The sequence below is a fragment of the Lelliottia sp. RWM.1 genome, from assembly GCF_016859735.1.
In the GTDB taxonomy this organism is placed as follows: domain Bacteria; phylum Pseudomonadota; class Gammaproteobacteria; order Enterobacterales; family Enterobacteriaceae; genus Enterobacter.
The window spans coordinates 25,623-44,510 of the sequence record NZ_WLVC01000039.1 but is presented as its reverse complement, the minus strand read 5'-3'; the positions used below and the strand labels follow the sequence as shown (position 1 = coordinate 44,510).

Here is an 18,888-nt window from a genome sequence, read left to right as displayed (position 1 = left end):
ACAGGAATCGTATTCGGTCTCTTTTTATGTGCTTGTTTTCGTTGGGTTTTTTCGGTGCCATCACGAAATCCCACGAAAATTACTCGAAATTTCCATATCCTGTCTAAACCATAACATATTCTGCACCGCGTGCGTCCAGGTATTTTTTGGTCATTGTTAAATTTTTATGCCCCAGCAGTCTCTGTGCGAAATCCTCTCCGCGCTCCCTTTCATACAGTCTGCTCGCCAAGCTCCTGATCTCATGGAAAGGAGGAGGGTTGGGACCAAACTTTAACTCTGTAGAATCCCGGATGTCAGAAAATGCCTGGGTAATTCCGTCCGGAGTTAACGGACCAGGCTTCCTGCCTCCACGTCTCACCGCTGAAAACAGCATGAAGTCTGACGGGTTGTTTTTCCTGCAACGATCGATAACATCCTGCAATACCAAATCAGCAGAGTCCAGTCGCAAATCAAGTGGCAACGCCAATTTGTGACCTGTCTTTTCCTGCGTGATAAACAACCTTCCATCCCTGATATCGCTGAATCTGAACAACGATACGTCCTCTCTTCTTTGCCCGGTGACAAGTGCCAGATCACATGCGTTTGCAGCCCATTCGGAATGGGCGGTTGCGGCATCCCTTATTATCTCGAACTGTTCAAGTAGAAGACGCTCGCGCTTCACTTTGGGTGTCGGCGTTCTTGTCGGCTCTGCCGGATTCCTTTCAAGATGTCCCTCGACGATCGCCTCTCTGAAAATATCCAACAATACCGAACGCAGGCCGGAGGCCATGCTCTTCTTATCGCAGAGTATGTAACTCTCCAGGAAAGTAGATACATCCTTCGTGCTGACCGACGATAGCGGCATACGTCCGAATTCATCACTGATAGTGGCGATCTGATTGCGCCTGACCTTCATCGTGTTGGGCTTCAATTCTCTTCGCTCAAGAATTACTTCGTAGCGCTCGAGCCACGCTTTAACCGTAAACGTTGGTGTTTCCTTTATGCGGTCAAGCAGCGCTGACGGAAGGTAATTTTGGTCGATGTAGTTGTTGGCCTCGATGGCCTGAGAAATGGCGTCCTTTCTGTCGATCCGGCCAAGAGATAATTCTTGACCGGTAATCGGGTTTCGCCAGCTATAAAGCCTGTCTCTTTTACGATAGGTCAGGTTACGGGGCAGGTTAGCGTCGTAACGTACTGGCCTTTTCGCCATGAGTCAGTCTCTCCAGTAGAGTGCCGCCAGTTGGCAGCGCTAAGCGTTTTGATTTGGGACGAAGGTTCTTTTTGCTCGGATCCACATAGATGGCGTCAGGCTGAACCTTATATTCTTTTCCGTGAAGTTCCGGAGCAGGGTAAATGCGCCCCTCCCGCGCCCAGCGGCGAAGTGTTGAAAGAGACGGCGGGGTTGAATAAGTCGAATTCGCCCATTCCTGCAGATTAAGAAGCTTGGCCATACTACCTCCGGATCCGGCAACTCATTATAGAGCTGCCGGAAAACTGTTAATGAAATATCGATATCAAGAAACCTGACCCGGCAGTGCGCGCAGCCTGCGCATACCTGTCATTGCCGTGGCTACATAGCTCGCCTTACGGTTAACCACCTCAACCCAGACCTTCACGCCTTCAACTCTCACCGTGTATGTCTCCTTCATCTTGCTGCGTCCGTAGTCGCCGTAACGTTCGTGATGAGTGGCCAGCGCGATGTCGCATGCCTGACGCGCTATCGGGGATTGCTGATTGCCGCGGTTAATCAGTTTCATGCTTCACCGCCATCTGGGTTGGATGATTGACGGAAAATTGCTCGAGACGGCGACCAATCGCAATATGTATCAGTTTCGGTATGCCCGAAAATTGTCTTACAGCGGCGGATATGGGCGCAGTCGCCGCAAGTCTTACCCTTCGGGAGTTTCATTTTGTCGGGGTCTGCCGGGTTATAATTCAGCTCAGTCATTCCAGGCCTCCAGCTCGTTCTGAATTTCCTCGTCGATCTCGTCATTGGTGGCATCATGATTGAGATATGTGAGAGCTTCTGTCCGATACTGTGCGCGGCGTTCGCTGTACCATGCTGAAAACTCAGGTGACCAGCCTCGACCATTACCCTGAAAATCTACCAGAGCGTTGTCCTCAGCCATACGCTCAACCATGCAGTCGGCAGTTGTCAGGGCGCATTCCCGGATGTAACCGCGGAGGTGGTGTTTGCGCCACCAAGGACTTACTTTCGAATCGCAACGGCCTTTGAACTCAATTTTCCAGCGACGAATGCAGCGTGCGTTTAAAGATTTACTCATGTCGTTACCGGGAGGGCGAACCCTCCCGCCTCCCTTAGCCCACGTATTCCGGTTTCATATCCGCCAGGGTGATGCTGAACTGATCGTGCAGCTCGTCGCCCATGTGACGCTTATTGGTTGCCAGCACTCGCTCAACTTCGGCGAATCGCTCTGCTGAGCCCGGTTCATCCGGAGACGGTAGAGAGTTGATCGCGGCTTCAACCTTGTTACGTGAATCAACCAGGTAATAGCGCTTCACCGCTTTGTTCTTCAGCTCAGTGAACAGGGCAGAACCGAGCGTGACCTTCGCGCTTTCGATATCAGCGCGCAGTGCTTTGGCGCTATCAACATCCTGCGCAGCATCGATGCGTTCGCGGAAATCATCGGCCAGTGAGTCGATATTTACCGACGATTCCTGTGCGCTTTGCGTGGTTGTGACGGTGTCACCTGAGATATCCGCCAGGCTAACGCGTTGCGGCGCCGGGTTAATCTCCTTCTCTGTGCGCTGCTCGACTTCATCCGGGGTATACACGCCGAGAACGACCGCAGGGCAGTACAGTCGCGCCCAGTATTTAAGGGCCAGATATGCGATCTGCTGTTTCGGGTTCGAAATCCACAGTGGAGAGTTACGTGTAATCACGCTGGAGAGGAATACCGGTTCGCCCCAGGTAATCTCGCTTTCGCCGCGAATGACGGCGCCCACACGAACCGACAAACCTTGCTCATCGGCGCTGTTCCAGCCCCGTACCATTTCTTTCTTGTCGTAAGTCCCACCGCCTTTTGCAGGCTTCTTCACGATCTCTTCGCGGCTGCTGGCGCATTTCGACCAGTCGCCTTCGTACTCATAGTGAAAGCGGCCAACGATGGCGTTAGAGCTTGAGATCACCGCGTTTACCAACTGCGCTTCATAGCCCAGCACACCGTTCACCAGGTGTGTTTTCTGCGCCACTGCGTAAGGGTTCATGCCCCATTGCATGGCCTGCATGATGATTGCCATGCAGTCGGCAGGATTCCCGCGAAGATGCTCGGGAACCGTGACGGCAGCCTGTGCCATCAGGCCCGCCACTGACTGAAGCTGCGTTAATGCCTGAACGTTAAAAATCGCGTTACTGGCAGAAATGGTGTTCGGTGCCTGCTGTTCAGCGGTAACAATATTGGTGTTTTCCATGATTTGTCCCCTTATGCCTGAGTGCGCAGCGCTTCAAGGCGGCGCAGGTCGAAGTCGTTCAGTTCGTCGGTGTAATCAGCGGTGATCGGCGCTGGCCATTCGCCAGTGTCAAAGCCGGTAGCGATAGCGCGCATCGCCTTGCGGTATTCGAGCATGCCCAGTTCCAGCAGTTCGGCTGATGCCTCGATGATGGCGATCCAGTGGTAGTTCTCGTCTTTGTTGACGAAAATCCAGAAGAACTGGTCCAGCGCAGCTGTCTCGCAATACATTGCCGCGCTCAGGTGGTAGTCACGGTCGATGATTTCGCGGTGCAGTTTGGCGCGCAGTCCCTCCTGCTTAATGTTCCACATGCTGATGGTTTTCAGGTCGGCACCAATGCGTACCCCGTCCAGGTCGATCTCAAGATCGGGGCGAACGCGGACTTCAAGCCCGGTTTCATCGTCAAAGCCAAAGTAGCTGACCTCTACGGCTCGGCTCGGGTGCTGAAGCAACATGCCGGCGGTCGGGTGCTGGAGCAGTGCTTTTTGAATGGCCAGTGCGGTGCTCAGTTGCTGGCGGGTGACCAGCACTTTCCCTTGCGGATTCTCGCGCCACGCATCCAGCAGTTCGTCGGCGAAGACGGCATCCGGATTAACAGACTTCACGGCCTGAATCAGATCTGCTTTGGTACCGGAGACTTTCAGCGATTGAGGCTTCTGCGCTTCCTGTGCAACCAGGTCAGGATTGATGATTGCCAGTTGCTCGAGTAACGCATCGCGGCTACCGCTGGTTTTCACCTGTGCAGGCAGAGTGGCGTTGTATTCCTTGATGCAAGCTTTCATCGCTGAGGCGGTCTGTTTCTGATCTGCTTCGATACGCTGGTACTCTTCGGGCAGCGACATATAGCTCTGGCCTGTTTCTTCCAGCGACCCGCCGAGCGGCAGTTGTGCAGGCAGAGTAGCGTTGTATTCCTCGAGCAAAGCTTTGATATCGTCGGCGCTCAGTTGCGCTGGCAAGCTGGCGTTGTACTCATCAATAAACTCGCGGATCGTTGCCGTGGTGGTAAATGCGCCTTCCGGAATTATGGGTTCAACGCTAAATTCTTCATCGAGCTGCTCTGGCTGCAACGCCAGCGCATGCACCAGGTTACCCATGTCCAGAACAGGAGAGCGTTCTTTGATAATGGTTTTCTCTACGTGGCGCGCATTGAAGTACATCAGCGACACACGCGCATCTTTCACCTGGGTAGAGCTGATACCGTTGGCTGCGTGATAAACCTCGTTCGGCAGACCTTCATAGCGGCCTGGCTCGAAGTAAGCGGGGTAAACAACAGCTGGTTCGTCAGATTGCGCTTCGGGTTCGGTTTGCGCCAAAACTGGTTTAGTCTGGTTTACAGAACCGCAATTTTGGGCGACAGAATCTGTATTCTGGTTTACATCGGCTTGCTGGCTGGTATGTGACTCTTCACCAGTTTCCAGACTGCTTTCGCCTGACTGTACTTCATTACCAGCCTGTTCTTCATCACTGACAGTTTCTTCCATCTGCACATCGCTGGTGGTTTCCTCATTAAGTGGTGAACGGTCATCTATTTGTTGGGCGGTTAATGCGAGGTTTTCTGTGATCCATTTCGGGTCTGTAGGGTCACTAATCCCCTCGACATATTCGCCGCGGGAAGCTGCAAGAATTTTGTTTACCTCTTCGGCCGTTACTTTTTCCTGTTTCATAGGTACAGGCATAGACGAACGACCGCAGGCTATATCAACGAGCAATGGATCTGGGTTGGCGTGGTCGGTTTCCGTAAGTACTCTATTCAAATATTCTTGGTGTTTTACAGGATCAGCATAAAGCCCTTCTGGTGTGGTTTTTACTGTTGCGATGATGCAGGCACGTGAGTAGTCCAGGCCACCAGGAATTGAAACGAACCTCTCTCGAGTCGCCAGCCATTCGGAATCGTCCATCTTATTCATAATGGAGTTTGCCTGCAGTTCTATATCCAGAGGGACGTTGTAAATATCAAATTCGCGGTCACGGGCACGTAGCGCCAGAGCAATCTCATGCTCCAGACCGAGAATGGTTTGCGGGAATTTACGGTCAGAGACAATGCCGCCACCGGCGTTCGCACCTGAAGGTGTGCGATTAATGGTTGTTACACGATTACCTTGGCTCCACTCTTTAACCAGCAGGCCGCGATCGATGTAATCAGTTTTGAACCACACTGTCAGGAATTGGATAACTGTTGCCAGTTCCGGTTTTTTACCGTCGACAGGGAAGGCTTTCTTAACGGCATTCACGACTTTATGGATATCGTGCTCAATGGCTTTTTTGAATGCTTCCACATTCTCAGCAGCCAGCAGCAGGTTTTGGGCGTACGCGTTATCAGTGTCCATCTCAAGGCGGACAATCTCGTTTTTCTGACCAGCGTCGACGTGATAGAGATATTCACCATCACCGATGAACTGAGCCAGTACGCGCTGACGGAATGGCAGGGTGGCAACGACGATCAGGTTCGGCTGCTCTGACTGCTGAGATTCTTCTGCGGTGCTGTCTTCAGTATCCGCGTCGTCGACAGACTCATCTTCAGCCTGTTGTTTAACATTCCAGGTGCGCTGGTCTTCAGCCAGTTCGTAACGATCGCACCATGTGAAATCAACTTCGCCTTCTTCTGGCAGGTCGTTGTACACCGGGAAATCAGTGCGAATAGGTTTGGCGTAGTCCTTACCACGGCCGGTTTCGATGCCTGCATCTTCCAGTGCAACATCCAGCTGCAGGTTGGCGCGAGCCTCGGTTTTAGCAGTGAACCAAATCACTGCATCTTGCTTTCCGGATTTCTGAGTGGCTTTAACCACATAAAAGAATTCCATGTGAGATCCTCATTTTTGGGTGTTAGAATCCCCGGACCATTGATAGCGCCCATTGGGTTAACTTTGGTTTTGATGTTGTTTCCGGTGTAACTTTGGTCGGTGGCACCGGACGTAGATCCCGCCTTGCGCGGGGTGTACGTTAGCCTTCGTGAGCCATCTGGTCGTGCGAAGCGCAACGTCTGGAACAGTACTCTTTCTCTTTGCGCGCCAGCAGTGAGCCGTTGCGATAGAGAAGGGTGCTTTTGATTACCTCTTCCGGTTTAACCGGTTTGCTGCAATAACCGCATTTCTTGTCTTGCATGACACTCTCCGTTAATGGCTGAGGCCATTCCCCAGACCGTTCAGATAAACTTCAACCAGCAAATCCCTGGTGTAAGTCATCTCAACGCCGCGATGCAGATACAAACGACCACGAGCATTAGCTGATGCCGTCCAGGTTGAATCCTTGTGTTTGACGAGCATTCCAGGCTGAACTGCGCCGCGGTTTACCGTCTGTGTACCGTAGTGCTGATGAACCATGATGTTCTCCACTATTGCTGAGTGAACTTCGCTGGTGGTGCCGTGACGCTGATCTTCACAGTTGAGCGTTTTAACTCTGCAGTTCACCACCGCGAAACCCACTCTTATGTGCCTGTCTTTTATCCACTTCAGGCTCGGTGGTATGCTGGTAGTTCTCACACAGCCAGCAAGGAATTCAAAAATGAAAAATAATATTGATATAACCCAACTCGCATTTCAGTTTCTTCACCACAATCCACCCCAAAATAGTTGCAATGAAGCTGAGTTTCTTTGCGAAGTTCAAAGGTTAAGGGCCAGATTTGCCGACCTTCTCGAACTTAGTCCTTCTGAACTTGAGCGTGAGGCGAAGGCTCACCCTTCAAACGAGTGGAGGCACTTCTAATTAACTCCCTTACCCCAGCAACGATTGCTCTGCCGGTTGTTGCTGCGGCTTCTTTAATTTGATCTTCCGGCTTGCCATTCAAAACCATCTCTTCAATCACTCGAGAAATGGTAGGGTGAAATTTATCCACCACATGAGTTGCAAACTGTTCATTAGCTAGCACGCCATCAAAAATAATGGTTTCTTCGGCTTTTTTTGGGGCTTCGAGCGATGCCTTTCTTGTTGAGCATTCGATTTTGGCGTTAAAGGCAGGTTCAAGCACTTTTATAGCCTGTGTAATGCGGGCCTCAGTACCTGCGTTTGGCTTAATCTGCTGCAAGCGTTTGACGTCTTCCAGCAACAATGCGATTACGTGTTTTAACTCTTCCATCTCACAGCTCCTGTGCTTTGCCCTTGTCGCCAGGCTGGCGGAACGTTTGAACTTGATGCGCTTAGTGTTTCGCTATGAGGTAAGAATAACTATAGTTATCGATATTGTCCATAACTTAACTTATAAAAATGGGAATTTAGTTATATGTGCATAATAACAAAGGGAATTTAATTTTATAAAAATGGGGTATGGATAGCAGAAGTGGATTTATTGCTTTAGGATGGCGAAGGAGAAACCGGCCATGAGGCCGGTTATGTTATTGCTTCTTGCGGAAATTTTCGTCGTTTTTTACGTACTCAAAAGAATCAAGAACTAATCCCGATATCCTCAAAATATCCTCAGGATTATCCATGTAAATCCTTGAAGCATCGCAGGTTAATCCTGCTCTAGAGATTTCATTAATTGTTATGTCATTCAAATCTATAGGTAGTTGGATCGATGATTTCGATTTCTTATCATAGTAGCGAACTATCCAGCGGTTCGTTTTACCCTGGAAGAGAACACCGAAGTACGATGCAGTGTCTTTGTATTGAATGTCGTGCTCAAATCCAATGATTGATACGATTTTATCAAAGAGCTGCCTTTCGTTATGAGTAGTAACAATATTAGGATTATCTGGGTCTACAACATCCGCTTGTGCATCAGACTTTTCTTGTTCGTTCTCGTCATGAACTTCATCGTGCAAGGATTCTGTTGGGTTTTTTCCAGATAGCCCAGAAACTACCATGGCACTTACTGATAATTCTACTGCTTGTTTAACTAATGGTGTTATCGACTCAAGAAATCTTTGGTTCAATTGTCTTTCTACATTAGATCTGCTTGCTACATATCTAACAAATTCCTGGTCAACTTCTCGAAGGCTTGAACTTATTGTTTTAGTAAAAGCGGAAAGGTATACGCTTTCTTCTGCGAGGGTTCTTAAGGCTTCGGGCTTGAACTTGTCATGTCTAAATCTAAACAGTTGCTCAGCATCAGCGTCTGTAGCTTCATCCATTCTTATTTTTAAGAATGGAGTGGGGTCCATAATATTTTTCTCTTTTAGGTCAGTAAAAAATCTCCACTCAACTCCATTGGTTATGGCTGAGATTGTTACCTCTGGGGTTGAGTTAAAATATCTTGATAACTGCGGGCAGTGATTATCAATTTTTTCTTTATAGGCTTTGGCTTCAATGAACATGACTGGAATCCCTTGACAAAACAGGGCATAGTCAACCCGCTCATTAGCTTTCACCCCAGGAAAATCAGCACCATATTCAGCTTTTACTTTTTGTGGATCGTATGGACTAAAACCGAGAATATCCAAAAATGGTAAAATTAGTGCCTGCTTTGTTGTTTCTTCAGTAGTGCAATGCAGTCCAACGTTTTTAACATGATCACTATGAAGCTTTAACCTGTTTTTAAATGCATCCATTTGGGGTGTCCCATATCTGTGTTAATAGTCTAAAACTGACCACCAAAAAACCCTGCCTATAATTTCTATGTCTCCTAGATTTTTATCCTCAGATGGATACTCAGCACTGTTGTAACTGCGAATGCTGATCATCTCGGGTCCTGTGCGATAAAGCAGTTTAATTCTTTTCCACCCATCTTCGTTGATGGCATACATTTTCCCATCAACGATTTTTTTATCTTTTGTGTTTACAGCGACCGTAGTGCCATCAGGAATATTGGGTTCCATACTATTTCCTCTCGCAGGGAAACATAGAACACCTGAGCCATCAGTGTTAGCACCTACCTTGCGCAGAGTCGCTTTCGAAAACCTCAGTTTAAAACCGTTGTAATCCTCGTCAGAAACCTTGCCGTCACCACAAGCAAACTCTATATCTCTCAAAAAGGGGATCTCCACTTCATCTTCAGGAAGCGGTGTGTTTCTGTCCCATGAGTCAATTTTCCCCCACTCTTTCTCTGGTGGGATGTTGTCTTCATGACGCATCGGACCGCTTCCTGCGCTCAGCCATTCAGGTCTGACGCTTAGCGCACGCGAAAGCTCAACCATCTTACGGCTGCCATTTGTCTTTCCTGATGTCATTTTTTGAATCGCCGGTTGTGAGAGTCCAACACGTTCAGCTAGCTGCCCTTGGGACAAGCCTGCTGCGGTCATGGCGGCGATTAATCGTTCTGCGAAGGTTTTCATGTCGTCAATTTATAACCGTGGTTATAGAAAGTAAAATAACAAATATTATGGACTGCTGGCATAACTTAGGTTATCTTTTCATTGTTAATCACCATTCGAGGAATGATTTATGAATTTAGTTATTTACAAGGCACTGGAAATCGTGGGGAGTCAGCAAAGGCTTGCTGACGCCTGTGGAGTTTCTCAACCAGCCGTTCATAAGTGGTTGAACGGAGGATCTGTATCCCCAAAGCACGTTCTATCAATCGTCAAGGCTACTAATGGTGAGGTCAAAGCCCATGAAATCAGGCCTGACTTATCCGATTTATTTCCACATTAAGCCGTCTGACCGGCGGCGCTAACCTTCAGGGGGCTGCAAATGCAATCACTTACGTTTTACCAGGATACAGGAGTACCGCAACAAGCGGTGATAAATCGCGCTCAACCCTATAAGGGACCGTGTCACGAAGATATTCGAGATGCCGTTCGTTCATGGGCAGGTGTAGATGGTCAGGATGTCGTTTCTGCTCTGATCATCGAAGAGTACCAGGCGCAGGGTGGTGATGACATCACTTTCCCTGGCGATCTCTGCCGAAAGCGCCAGAAGCTGTTTCGCTTCCTGGACAACCACTTCAACAGCGAGCGTTACCGCGAGAACGTCCGCCAGCTGACACCGGCAATTCTCGCTGTCTTGCCGATTGTGTACCGCAGTCGCCTGCTGCCAGAAGACAACATCATGGCTCGCCTGGCACGTATGGAGAAGGAAACCAGCGAAGCGAAGATAGCTGTCGCGATGGATGCGCCGCGTCATCAGAAGCTGAAAGAGCTGAGCGAGGGGATCGTGGAGATGTACCGCGTTGACCCTGGGCTAACTGGCCCGCTGATGGAGATGGTGCAGATGATGCTGGGGGCTATATGACGGGCTCAAAAAAAGGTAAAGGTCGGACCGCGCCAACGGAACCGACCTTCGGTGTAATTCCAGGCAGAAATTACGAGGTCATTATGACAAACGCATGTACAAAACACCAGGCGAAAGGAGCATAGCTATGTCGAATGTTGCTTACGCCGATTTTGCGGCGCGTACCGCCGTCAGGAGCAACCGGATGGAGAACCAGAAGACCGGATTCATCCCGTTGTACCGGAGTGTACTGAAGAAGCCCTGGGCGAAAGATGTATTCCTGCGCACGCTGTGGGAAAACCTTCTGTTGGGCGCTGCCCGTCAGCCCTATACGGCCACCTTTAAAGGCCGTCAGTGGCCGTTACAAACCGGACAACTGGTGACCACTTCGGCAGATCTCGGGCTGAAATTATGCGACCGAAATGGGGAGCCAACCAGCCGTCATGCAGTGGAACGCATGCTGGCTCATTTTGTGAAAGAGGGGATGATTTCAACCGCCGGGGAGAAGAGAAAAGGCACTGTGATTACCATCACAAATTATGTGCAATATGCTCAAAAAACAGACGATTTACCCGCGCAATTCCCCGCGCATTACGGCGAGCATTACGCCGCGCATGACGAAGCCAGTAATGGCGGTGCTTCCGGTGGCGATGCCGAGCATTTACCCGCGCATAAGGCCGCGCAATTCCCCGCGCATCATGAACAACAATATAATAACAACAATATAAATAATAAGATCTCTTCGTCTCGGAATTCTGAAGAATCCCGAAACGAGGCGACTGAAAAATTCCTCTCTCGTCACCCGGAAGCTGCTGACGGAATCTACACCCCGGCAGGTAAGTCCTGGGGAACAGCCGATGATCTCAAAGCGGCACGCTGGATACATACCCTGCGCCTGACTGTCAATGCCAGCCTGAGCGAACCAAATTGGGTCGAATGGGCTAACACAATCCGCCTGATGCGTGTGCAGGACAACCGTACGCACTTCGACATTTGCGATTTGTTCAAATGGGCCAACAAAGATGATTTCTGGAAAGACAACATTCTGAGCCCTTCAAGCCTGCGCAAGCAGTGGGACCAACTGACGACCAGGCGTATACGTTGCGGTGACCATGCGGCCCCGGCAACCGGGAAAAACAAGGTCGATTACAACAACACAGACTGGATCAACGGGGTGTTCGATGAAAAACCTTTCTGAGCAGATGGTCAACTTCGACCGCGAAAACTTTGTACGTGTAGCTCACGGTATGCAGGAACAGCAGGACGTGCAGGCTCCCGACGTTGAGCAAACTGCGGAAATCTTCAACTCCCTGTTCAGCGCCCTTCGAGCTGCGTTCCCGGCCAGCGCTCACAGCTTCAATAATCAGGCTGAGTTCGACGAATTGCGGCGCCAGTGGTTGCTGGCTTTCAGTGAAAACGGGATCACAACCATGGAGCAGGTCAACGCTGGTCTTCGTGTGGCGCGTCGCCAGGAGCGCCCGTTTCTGCCATCTCCTGGGCAATTTGTTGCCTGGTGCAGGGAAGGGCGTTGTGTGCTCGGTATCACGGTTGCTGATGTCATGGCTGAGTACTGGAAGTGGCAGAAGCTGGTTTTCCGTTACACGAGCAGTGAGAAATATCCATGGTCCAGGGATGTTCTGTATCACATCTGTCTCGAACTACGTCACCGTAGCACCGAAGGGCAACTGAGCCGACAGGAACTGGAGCGCGAAGCTGTGAAGGTGCTGGAAATGTGGGAACGCCGTGTGTTGTCAGGAAAACCGATACCACCAGTACGACGCGCTCTGGCTGCGCCTAAACCAGTAACCGGGCCAACACCGGCAGAGATGCTGATGGCTCAGTACAAACAACGCAAAAACGCTGGTCTGATTTGACGGGAGACGCTATGAAAACTGTAATTTACGCACTGAAAGCAATGGGCAAATCTACCTGTCGCGAAATTTCCGCCAGGCTGAATAAAGACGTACGCGACATGCTTAAGATTCTGGAAAACATGGAAGACCAGGGGGCGGTAAAATTTGTTAACGGTTACTGGTCAGTTGCCAGTGCAGAAGACAAAAAACAAGCGCTACCAGCAGAACCAGCTAAAACTGTCCTGCGTGCGAAAAATTTGAACGACACTCCAAAAAAGCCGCTGCGTGGTGAAGTTGCCGAACCGATAAAACCTGAGGCCATAGTCGCACTACTGACTGAAAGCGGGAATATGGACACCGTAGCACTCGCGTCGGCGGTGGGACGCGATCCCAGAGGTTTAGCATCAAATCTATGCCTGATGGCAAAGCGCGGATATATCCAAAAAATCGGTCAGGGGAAAGGTGTTAAATGGGGACTTCCCGACGACAAGGCTGTTCCCGTGGTGCCGGAATTTGCAGAGTTGCCAGATATCGAAATCACACCGAAGGTTGCGGCGCCAGCCGTGGCGGATACGGACCGTGTTCAGGTTGAAGAGTTTCTGGACAGCATCCCTGTGCTGAAAAAGGCGAGTCAGCCAGTACTGGTCCCGACACTGCGTGAAATCAGTAATGAAATCCGCAAAACAAAATCCAATCTCGATAGCCTGGAAAAACTCCGAGACGCTGTTCGTGAAGTGAACCGGAATCGCCGTGTGCTGCGCTTATTTGTCGGGGAGGCTGAATAACGATGGCAAGTAAATCACTGTGGGCAATTGTCAATTTTCTTCGGGTTAACCAGACCATAACCCCTCGTCAGGTTCAGAACCTTCTGGGATGCGACTGCAAGAAAGCACACAACCTGCTGCTTCACCTGGTACGCAGAGCGGTAGTAATCCGCACTGGTGAGCCGCATCGCCCGGTCTATTCGCTGCAACCCGGCGGGGAGTTGAACATCAAGCAGCTCAAATCGAACATGAGCAAAAACATGGTCACATCAGTTTGCCGCACAAGTCCGGCTATGCAGCGTGTACTGGCGTTTTACGGGAGAGCATCAGCATGAAACCAGACGTTAAAAAAATTATCGCCGATATCAAGGCGACAAAAGGGAATCGGAAATATTGCAATGGCCTGGCTGGCACACTCCAGGATGATAATTATGTGTCATCGATCTGCAAATACGTTAAAACCGTAACGCCAGAAAGAATCGATCTCCTGATTGAATACGCTGAAAAACTTGAAACCGAAGTCACAGACATGGCAGTACAGCTCGCTAACGCCGAGAGCAAGTGCAGGGAGCTGGCGGCGGAGAATGTGGGGCTGAAAAAAGCGGCTGAGTTCGCTATTGCTGATGACATGTGGATTGAACAATCTGACGGCATGCTGGATTACCGCTATGTCGATTGGTATGTCGACGTGCTGAAGGCTGCAATGGAAACCCCAGCGACCGACGCTTTCATGGCTGAAGTGCGGGCCAGTGCGCGTAATGAGGGCATCAACTATGCGGCCAGCCGCCTCGCAGCCGCATACAACCACGGGTTTGTTGATAATCCACTGGCAGAAGTCTACGACGTGGTGCGCATGATTCTGACTGCAAAAGAAGACCTGGCAAACGCCCCAGCAGCAGACGGTCTGTCTGGAGAGTATGCCGAGAAGTCGTTAGCAGAGTTCGCCGCCCAACTTCGCAAAGGAGCCGCGCTATGAGCAAGTTAACGCGTGAATTAGTTGCAAAAGCAATGCTCAGCAGCATTGAAAATTATGTATTTGAGGTTATCGACTCTGTTGAGAATGAAGTTGGTGTGCTGACCGCAGAAGACCATTACACACTAAATTCCTGGGTCAGAAATGCCGTGGAAAAAGCAGCAACCGAACTGGAGGCAGCCCAATGACAGCACTCAACAAACAGGCGCTGCGTGAAATGGCGGAGAGAGCAGCATCCGATAGTTGGGGTTATGACCGCGACGAATTCAATGATGCTATAACCCCAGAGGTTGTGCTGGCGCTGCTGGATGAGCTGGAAGCCGCAGAGGAACGCTATGAGGATATGCTGCGTCAGGCTCGCTCTTTCCGCGAGGCTCACGATTCTGCGGCAGAAATTATTCGCAAACTGGAGCGTAATAAGCCTGTTGTGAAGCTACCAACTACTAAATTGTGGGCTGGCAAGGTGGCATGTTATGAGGAATCCGAAATTATCGCGCTACTGACCGCCGCTGGCATTGGCGTGAAGGGGGAGTGAGATGATTCACTATCACGGCGGACCAATAACGCCGGATACGTGCGCTATGAAAGCGTGGAAAGGACGCCATGCGTTTATCAGTTTCGCGCACTCCGGGCAAATTAACCTCGCGGCTGAATACTGCCAGTCATTCGCGCTGGACAACGGTGCATTCACTGCGTGGAAAGCAGCTGGCAAAAACAAAATCGACTGGAGCGATTACTACGAGTTTGTGGCCCGCTGGAAAAATCATCCTGGCTTTGATTTCGCCATCATCCCGGATGTTATCGACGGCGGCGAGGAAGAAAACGAAGCGCTTCTTGATGAGTGGCCGCATGGGGAGTTTTTCGGCGTTCCTGTCTGGCACATGAATGAAAGCGACGAGCGTTTTATCAGGCTCTGCAATGAGTATCCCCGCGTTGCAATAGGTTCATGTGGTGACTATGACGTTAAGCGTCCCAACCTTGCTGTAGCCAGAATGAAAGACCTGATTCGTTATGTTGTTGATGCTCACAGCCAGCCTGTCACGAAGTTGCACGGTTTGCGCATGTTAAACCCGCTGATATTCACAAAGTTACCGTTAGCCAGCGCTGATAGTACAAATGTCGCCCGTAACATCGGCATCGATAAAGCATGGTCTGGTGCTTACGCGCCAGCTTCAAAAGAAACCCGCGCCGCGTTAATGGTAGAGCGCATTGAATCGCATAACAGCCCCGGCTCTCTCGCGTACTGCGAGCAGCGTGACCGGTTCGACATGCAACTGCAATTAGCAGTTTAAGGAATAACCCATGACAACTAACAACCACCCAGCGCACGATCCTGTATCACTCGATCGCCTGCACCAGATAAGCGAAATACTCAGCAAAGCAGCAGCACAAAGCGACGGCGGTAATCTCGGCTACGCAATGGCTGATGCTGTGAAGGTTATTGATGGGGCTATTGCGGCATTTGGTGCTGAGCCTGCACCAGTAGATATTGAAATGCTGGCCACTGTACTGAGAAACGCTCCGTTAGCGCCGTCAGATAGCCAGGGCAAGCCGAGAGCGCCGGTAGTGCCGGATGAAGATCCGCGAGATGCATTCGAGCGAACATTCAAAATGCCGAAGCATGTCACCCGCTGCGGTACCGGATATGCAGTAACGGCATATTCCGCATGGTTAGCCCATGATTTCGTTAGGATGTGGGAGGGCTGGAACGCTTGCCGCGCCGCCTTGCTTCAGGGTGCCGAACCTGCAAGTAATTGCGATGAATTACCGCTGGACTACCTGCAAGGGCACAAAGACGGGCTGGAATGGGCAGCACAACTGGCAAAAGCAAATCATCCGGAAACTGGCGACTGGCTTTACGATGACCCTATCGAATTGTCAAAGGCGATACGCAAGGGGCCGGATATGCCATTATCCGATGGCAACTCTCCGGTGATTCAGGATGGCTGGATTAAGTGCAGCGAGCGGATGCCGGAAGACGAGCAGGAGGTTCTAACCAGGAACAGGATGGGGCATTGCTTTGTATCGTTCTTTGATGAGCATTCAGGGCTGTTTTTCGACAGCGTAGATGTGGCCGCCGCATGCTGTATAGAGCACATATTGGTAACCCATTGGATGCCACTGCCAGCAGCACCGCAGCAGGAGGAGTGAGGTGAGTACTTATCTTTTTTTCGGTTTCCTTGTTGTTTGCACTCTGTTTTTTATGGTGATGCTGTGGCGGGTGGTCAAGGTGGCAAAGTGGCGATTCAAGGCCCTCGAAATGAGTGCTGATGATTATCGGGCACTACCTGAATTTAATAAGATGTTGTGGATGATTTGGATATGGAGGCTAGAACGCTTCCCGAGATGTAATAAGCGGGCATGGCGGGAGACGAAGTGATGGATCAGCTACTGCAATATGCCACGAACCGGATAATTGAGCTGGAAAACCTGCTGCTGGTGAATGTTGAGGAAACTGTCTGGCCTGCCGAAGTAGGAATGGTATATAGCCAGATTGAAAGTGCCGGGGATCTTCCGGCACATCACCAGCGCCGCCTGAAGCATCACATCAACCGCATGTGGCTGGAGAAAATGCCGGTACCGTCAATAATCGCTGCGGCCCGGTCACTGGCCATCGCTATGGAGAAATACGCGTGAGAGAAATCATCGTTGATAACTTTGCCGGCGGCGGCGGGGCGAGTACGGGAATTGAGCTGGCAATCGGTCGCAGCGTTGATATTGCTATCAACCACGACGAGAACGCCGTGGCGATGCACACAACGAACCACCCTGATACATTGCACTACTGCGAGTCTGTGTATGAGGTTCGCCCAAAGGTAGCTACCGCGGGTCGTCCGGTGGCGCTGGCGTGGTTTTCTCCTGATTGCCGCCACTTTTCTAAAGCAAAAGGCGCTAAACCTGTTGAGAAAGCGATCCGCGGACTGGCCTGGGTAGTATTACGCTGGGGGCTGGATGTTGAGCCGCGGGTAATGAAACTGGAGAACGTCGAAGAGTTTAAAACGTGGGGGCCATTATTACGCGAAATGCCATTCATCAGTCACGCGGATCGCTTCCTTGATGAATTTATCGGACCACCTGAACCAGTCGAACAGCGTCCTGACCCGGCGCGTATCGGTGAGACCTTTAACGCCTTTGTCGCAATGCTGACGACAGGTATTTCTGCATCACATCCGGCGCTGGCTGAATGTTGTGAGTTTCTGAATATTTCGCTTGATAGCGAGGATGCCGCACGGCTGATTAAAGGTCTGGGCTATGTCGTGGAGTATCGCGAACTGCGCGCCTGCGACTATGGCGCACCGACAATCAGAAAACGTTTCTTCATGGTCATGCGCCGTGATGGGAAGCCGATTGTGTGGCCGGAACCAACGCATGGGGATCCGAAATCACCTGCGGTTCAGGCTGGCAGGCTGGCACCATGGCGTACAGCTGCGGAGTGTATCGACTGGACAATTCCGGCACCGTCGATTTTCGACCGCAAAAAACCGCTGGCAGAAAATACCCTGAAGCGCATCGCGCGCGGTATACAGCGCTTTGTTATCGACAGTGCATCGCCGTTCATCGTGAAATGCAACCACACTACGACCAAAGGGAAATACGACTGTTTCCGTGGGCAGGCACTGAGTGAGCCATTGCAGACCATTACCAAAACCCATGGCTACGCGTTAGCCGTTCCACACCTGACAAAGTTCCGTACCGGCGCAACCGGGCAGCCCGTTACCGAACCGGTACCGACGGTAACTGCTGGTACATCAAAACGCCCGGGCGGGAATGGGCATGCACTCGGGATTGTTGAAGCTGCACTGACGCCGTTCCTGGCCGGTAATGGTGGCAGTGAATACCAGGCTAAACCGCGCCCGCTGGATAAACGTGCTCACACCATTCTGAAGCAATCCCGCGCCTGTCTGGTTGCGCCAGTGATAGCCCGCCAGTTTGGGGCCAGTGTCGGACACCGGGCAGACGAACCGAGCGCAACCATCACAGCTGGTGGTGGCGGTAAATCTCAACTGGTGACGCCTACGCTGATTCAGATGGGATATGGTGAACGTCCCGGGCAAGAACCGCGTGTGTTGCGACTGGATAACCCGCTGGGGACCGTTACTGCAGGTGGAAATAAATTCGCGACGGTGAGCGCGTTCCTGGCTAAACACTACGGCGGTAACTATACGGGGCCGGGTGTCAGTATGGATGAACCCGCGCACTCAGTGACCACTGTCGACCATCATGCAGTAGTTGCCTCTCATCTGGTGAAACTGCGTGGAACATGCCGCGATGGGCAGCCAACCAGCGAGCCAATGCCAACGGTGACGGCGGGCGGGCTGCACGTAGGGGAGGTAAAAACCACTCTTGCTGTCGATGAATACGACGAACATCGCGCGCAGCAGACGCTTGAGTTTCTGCGGAAATACTGCGGCGAGGATTGCGACGGGCTGGTGACAGTTGACGGCATAACTTACCGCATAGTTGATATTGGCATGCGTATGCTGCAACCGCACGAGCTATACCGCGCTCAGGGATTCCCTGAGTGGTACATCATCGACCAGGACTATCGGGGTAAGAAGTATGCTAAGGACAAGCAGGTTGCGCGATGTGGTAATGCGGTTCCCCCGCCGTTTGCCGAGGCTTTGGTGCGTGCTAATTTGCCGGAGCTTTGTCAGCAGAAACAAATAGCGGCGTAATAAAACATCGCTAATTCAACCCGCTACGGCGGGGATTTCTTGTATTGATTTTCTATTATCAACTGTACATAATGTCAGTGTCAGCCTGA

The 18,888-nt window shown here is 51.0% G+C and carries 26 protein-coding genes; 14 read left to right on the top strand and 12 right to left on the bottom strand.

What is annotated here, in order from left to right:
• Positions 1–103 precede the first annotated feature (103 nt).
• The 9 genes from GF617_RS21240 to GF617_RS21205 all read right to left on the bottom strand — a co-directional run bounded on the left by GF617_RS21240 (position 104) and on the right by GF617_RS21205 (position 6,770).
• Positions 104–1,189, bottom strand: coding sequence for a tyrosine-type recombinase/integrase (locus tag GF617_RS21240; protein ID WP_203452394.1), 1,086 nt, complete (start codon positions 1,187–1,189; stop codon positions 104–106).
• On the bottom strand, positions 1,158–1,430 hold the full coding sequence (locus GF617_RS21235; protein WP_032170291.1) for an excisionase: 273 nt from the start codon (positions 1,428–1,430) through the stop codon (positions 1,158–1,160). Before GF617_RS21235 ends, GF617_RS21240 begins: the two co-directional genes overlap by 32 nt.
• A 63-nt stretch (positions 1,431–1,493) precedes the next feature.
• A complete protein-coding gene (locus GF617_RS21230; RefSeq protein WP_016156724.1) occupies positions 1,494–1,736 on the bottom strand; it encodes a DUF4060 family protein in 243 nt (80 codons plus the stop codon).
• Positions 1,733–1,927, bottom strand: a complete 195-nt coding sequence (locus tag GF617_RS27225; RefSeq protein ID WP_016156723.1) for a hypothetical protein — start codon at positions 1,925–1,927, stop codon at positions 1,733–1,735. The genes GF617_RS21230 and GF617_RS27225 overlap by 4 nt, the downstream gene beginning before the upstream one ends.
• The gene (locus GF617_RS21225) at positions 1,920–2,264 is read right to left on the bottom strand and encodes a hypothetical protein (protein ID WP_203452393.1); all 345 of its coding nucleotides are present in this window, start codon (positions 2,262–2,264) and stop codon (positions 1,920–1,922) included. The genes GF617_RS27225 and GF617_RS21225 overlap by 8 nt, the downstream gene beginning before the upstream one ends.
• Positions 2,265–2,298: 34 nt before the next feature.
• Complete coding sequence (locus GF617_RS21220) at positions 2,299–3,411, bottom strand: RecT family recombinase (protein WP_203452392.1); 1,113 nt, start codon at positions 3,409–3,411, stop codon at positions 2,299–2,301.
• Positions 3,412–3,422: 11 nt separating this feature from the next.
• Entirely contained in the window at positions 3,423–6,251 is a 2,829-nt protein-coding gene (locus GF617_RS21215) for a RecE family exodeoxyribonuclease (RefSeq protein ID WP_203452391.1), read from the bottom strand.
• Positions 6,252–6,390: 139 nt separating this feature from the next.
• A complete protein-coding gene (locus GF617_RS21210; RefSeq protein WP_057064861.1) occupies positions 6,391–6,552 on the bottom strand; it encodes a YdaE family protein in 162 nt (53 codons plus the stop codon).
• 11 nt (positions 6,553–6,563) lie between these two features.
• Positions 6,564–6,770: a hypothetical protein gene (locus GF617_RS21205; RefSeq protein ID WP_016156718.1), complete on the bottom strand. Its 207-nt coding sequence runs from the start codon at positions 6,768–6,770 to the stop codon at positions 6,564–6,566.
• A gap of 106 nt (positions 6,771–6,876) precedes the next feature.
• Between GF617_RS21205 and GF617_RS27575 the strand changes: the two genes are divergently transcribed.
• Positions 6,877–7,152: a YdiH family protein gene (locus tag GF617_RS27575; RefSeq protein WP_375290870.1), complete on the top strand. Its 276-nt coding sequence runs from the start codon at positions 6,877–6,879 to the stop codon at positions 7,150–7,152.
• On the opposite strand, the gene GF617_RS27570 is transcribed toward GF617_RS27575, so the two are convergent.
• The 3 genes from GF617_RS27570 to GF617_RS21185 form a co-directional block, all read right to left on the bottom strand.
• Entirely contained in the window at positions 7,088–7,522 is a 435-nt protein-coding gene (locus GF617_RS27570; RefSeq protein WP_198579665.1) for a hypothetical protein, read from the bottom strand. The genes GF617_RS27575 and GF617_RS27570 overlap by 65 nt on opposite strands.
• Before the next feature lie 256 nt (positions 7,523–7,778).
• Positions 7,779–8,933 carry a type I restriction endonuclease gene (locus GF617_RS21190; protein WP_103285403.1) on the bottom strand — a complete coding sequence of 385 codons (1,155 nt, stop codon included), beginning with the start codon at positions 8,931–8,933 and terminating at the stop codon, positions 7,779–7,781.
• 21 nt (positions 8,934–8,954) lie between these two features.
• On the bottom strand, positions 8,955–9,656 hold the full coding sequence (locus GF617_RS21185; RefSeq protein WP_172751077.1) for a helix-turn-helix transcriptional regulator: 702 nt from the start codon (positions 9,654–9,656) through the stop codon (positions 8,955–8,957).
• Positions 9,657–9,765: 109 nt separating this feature from the next.
• Here GF617_RS21185 and GF617_RS21180 point away from each other — a divergent pair, with 109 nt between their 5' ends.
• From GF617_RS21180 to GF617_RS21115, 13 genes are all read left to right on the top strand, one after another.
• Positions 9,766–9,975 (top strand): helix-turn-helix domain-containing protein, encoded by a 210-nt coding sequence (locus GF617_RS21180; protein ID WP_099531219.1) that lies wholly within the window; start codon positions 9,766–9,768, stop codon positions 9,973–9,975.
• Positions 9,976–10,014: 39 nt separating this feature from the next.
• Entirely contained in the window at positions 10,015–10,554 is a 540-nt protein-coding gene (locus GF617_RS21175; RefSeq protein ID WP_099531221.1) for a toxin YdaT domain-containing protein, read from the top strand.
• 184 nt (positions 10,555–10,738) lie between these two features.
• Entirely contained in the window at positions 10,739–11,731 is a 993-nt protein-coding gene (locus tag GF617_RS21170; protein WP_121581794.1) for a replication protein, read from the top strand.
• Positions 11,715–12,407 (top strand): replication protein P, encoded by a 693-nt coding sequence (locus GF617_RS21165; protein ID WP_099531223.1) that lies wholly within the window; start codon positions 11,715–11,717, stop codon positions 12,405–12,407. Before GF617_RS21170 ends, GF617_RS21165 begins: the two co-directional genes overlap by 17 nt.
• Positions 12,408–12,418: 11 nt before the next feature.
• A complete protein-coding gene (locus GF617_RS21160) occupies positions 12,419–13,171 on the top strand; it encodes a DUF1627 domain-containing protein (protein WP_099531225.1) in 753 nt (250 codons plus the stop codon).
• Positions 13,172–13,173: 2 nt separating this feature from the next.
• Positions 13,174–13,485, top strand: coding sequence for a hypothetical protein (locus GF617_RS21155; protein WP_203452390.1), 312 nt, complete (start codon positions 13,174–13,176; stop codon positions 13,483–13,485).
• The gene (locus GF617_RS27215; protein ID WP_239006567.1) at positions 13,482–14,126 is read left to right on the top strand and encodes a hypothetical protein; all 645 of its coding nucleotides are present in this window, start codon (positions 13,482–13,484) and stop codon (positions 14,124–14,126) included. The genes GF617_RS21155 and GF617_RS27215 overlap by 4 nt, the downstream gene beginning before the upstream one ends.
• Positions 14,123–14,311: a hypothetical protein gene (locus GF617_RS21140; protein WP_200084537.1), complete on the top strand. Its 189-nt coding sequence runs from the start codon at positions 14,123–14,125 to the stop codon at positions 14,309–14,311. Before GF617_RS27215 ends, GF617_RS21140 begins: the two co-directional genes overlap by 4 nt.
• Complete coding sequence (locus tag GF617_RS27210; protein ID WP_239006566.1) at positions 14,308–14,658, top strand: ead/Ea22-like family protein; 351 nt, start codon at positions 14,308–14,310, stop codon at positions 14,656–14,658. The genes GF617_RS21140 and GF617_RS27210 overlap by 4 nt, the downstream gene beginning before the upstream one ends.
• Before the next feature lies 1 nt (position 14,659).
• The gene (locus GF617_RS21130) at positions 14,660–15,415 is read left to right on the top strand and encodes a hypothetical protein (RefSeq protein WP_181219472.1); all 756 of its coding nucleotides are present in this window, start codon (positions 14,660–14,662) and stop codon (positions 15,413–15,415) included.
• A 10-nt stretch (positions 15,416–15,425) separates the two neighbouring features.
• Positions 15,426–16,274 (top strand): DUF551 domain-containing protein, encoded by an 849-nt coding sequence (locus GF617_RS27205; protein WP_239006565.1) that lies wholly within the window; start codon positions 15,426–15,428, stop codon positions 16,272–16,274.
• Between the two features lie 228 nt (positions 16,275–16,502).
• The gene (locus GF617_RS21120; RefSeq protein WP_193146807.1) at positions 16,503–16,760 is read left to right on the top strand and encodes a hypothetical protein; all 258 of its coding nucleotides are present in this window, start codon (positions 16,503–16,505) and stop codon (positions 16,758–16,760) included.
• Positions 16,757–18,799 (top strand): DNA cytosine methyltransferase, encoded by a 2,043-nt coding sequence (locus GF617_RS21115; protein ID WP_203452389.1) that lies wholly within the window; start codon positions 16,757–16,759, stop codon positions 18,797–18,799. Before GF617_RS21120 ends, GF617_RS21115 begins: the two co-directional genes overlap by 4 nt.
• The last annotated feature ends 89 nt before the right edge of the window (positions 18,800–18,888 follow it).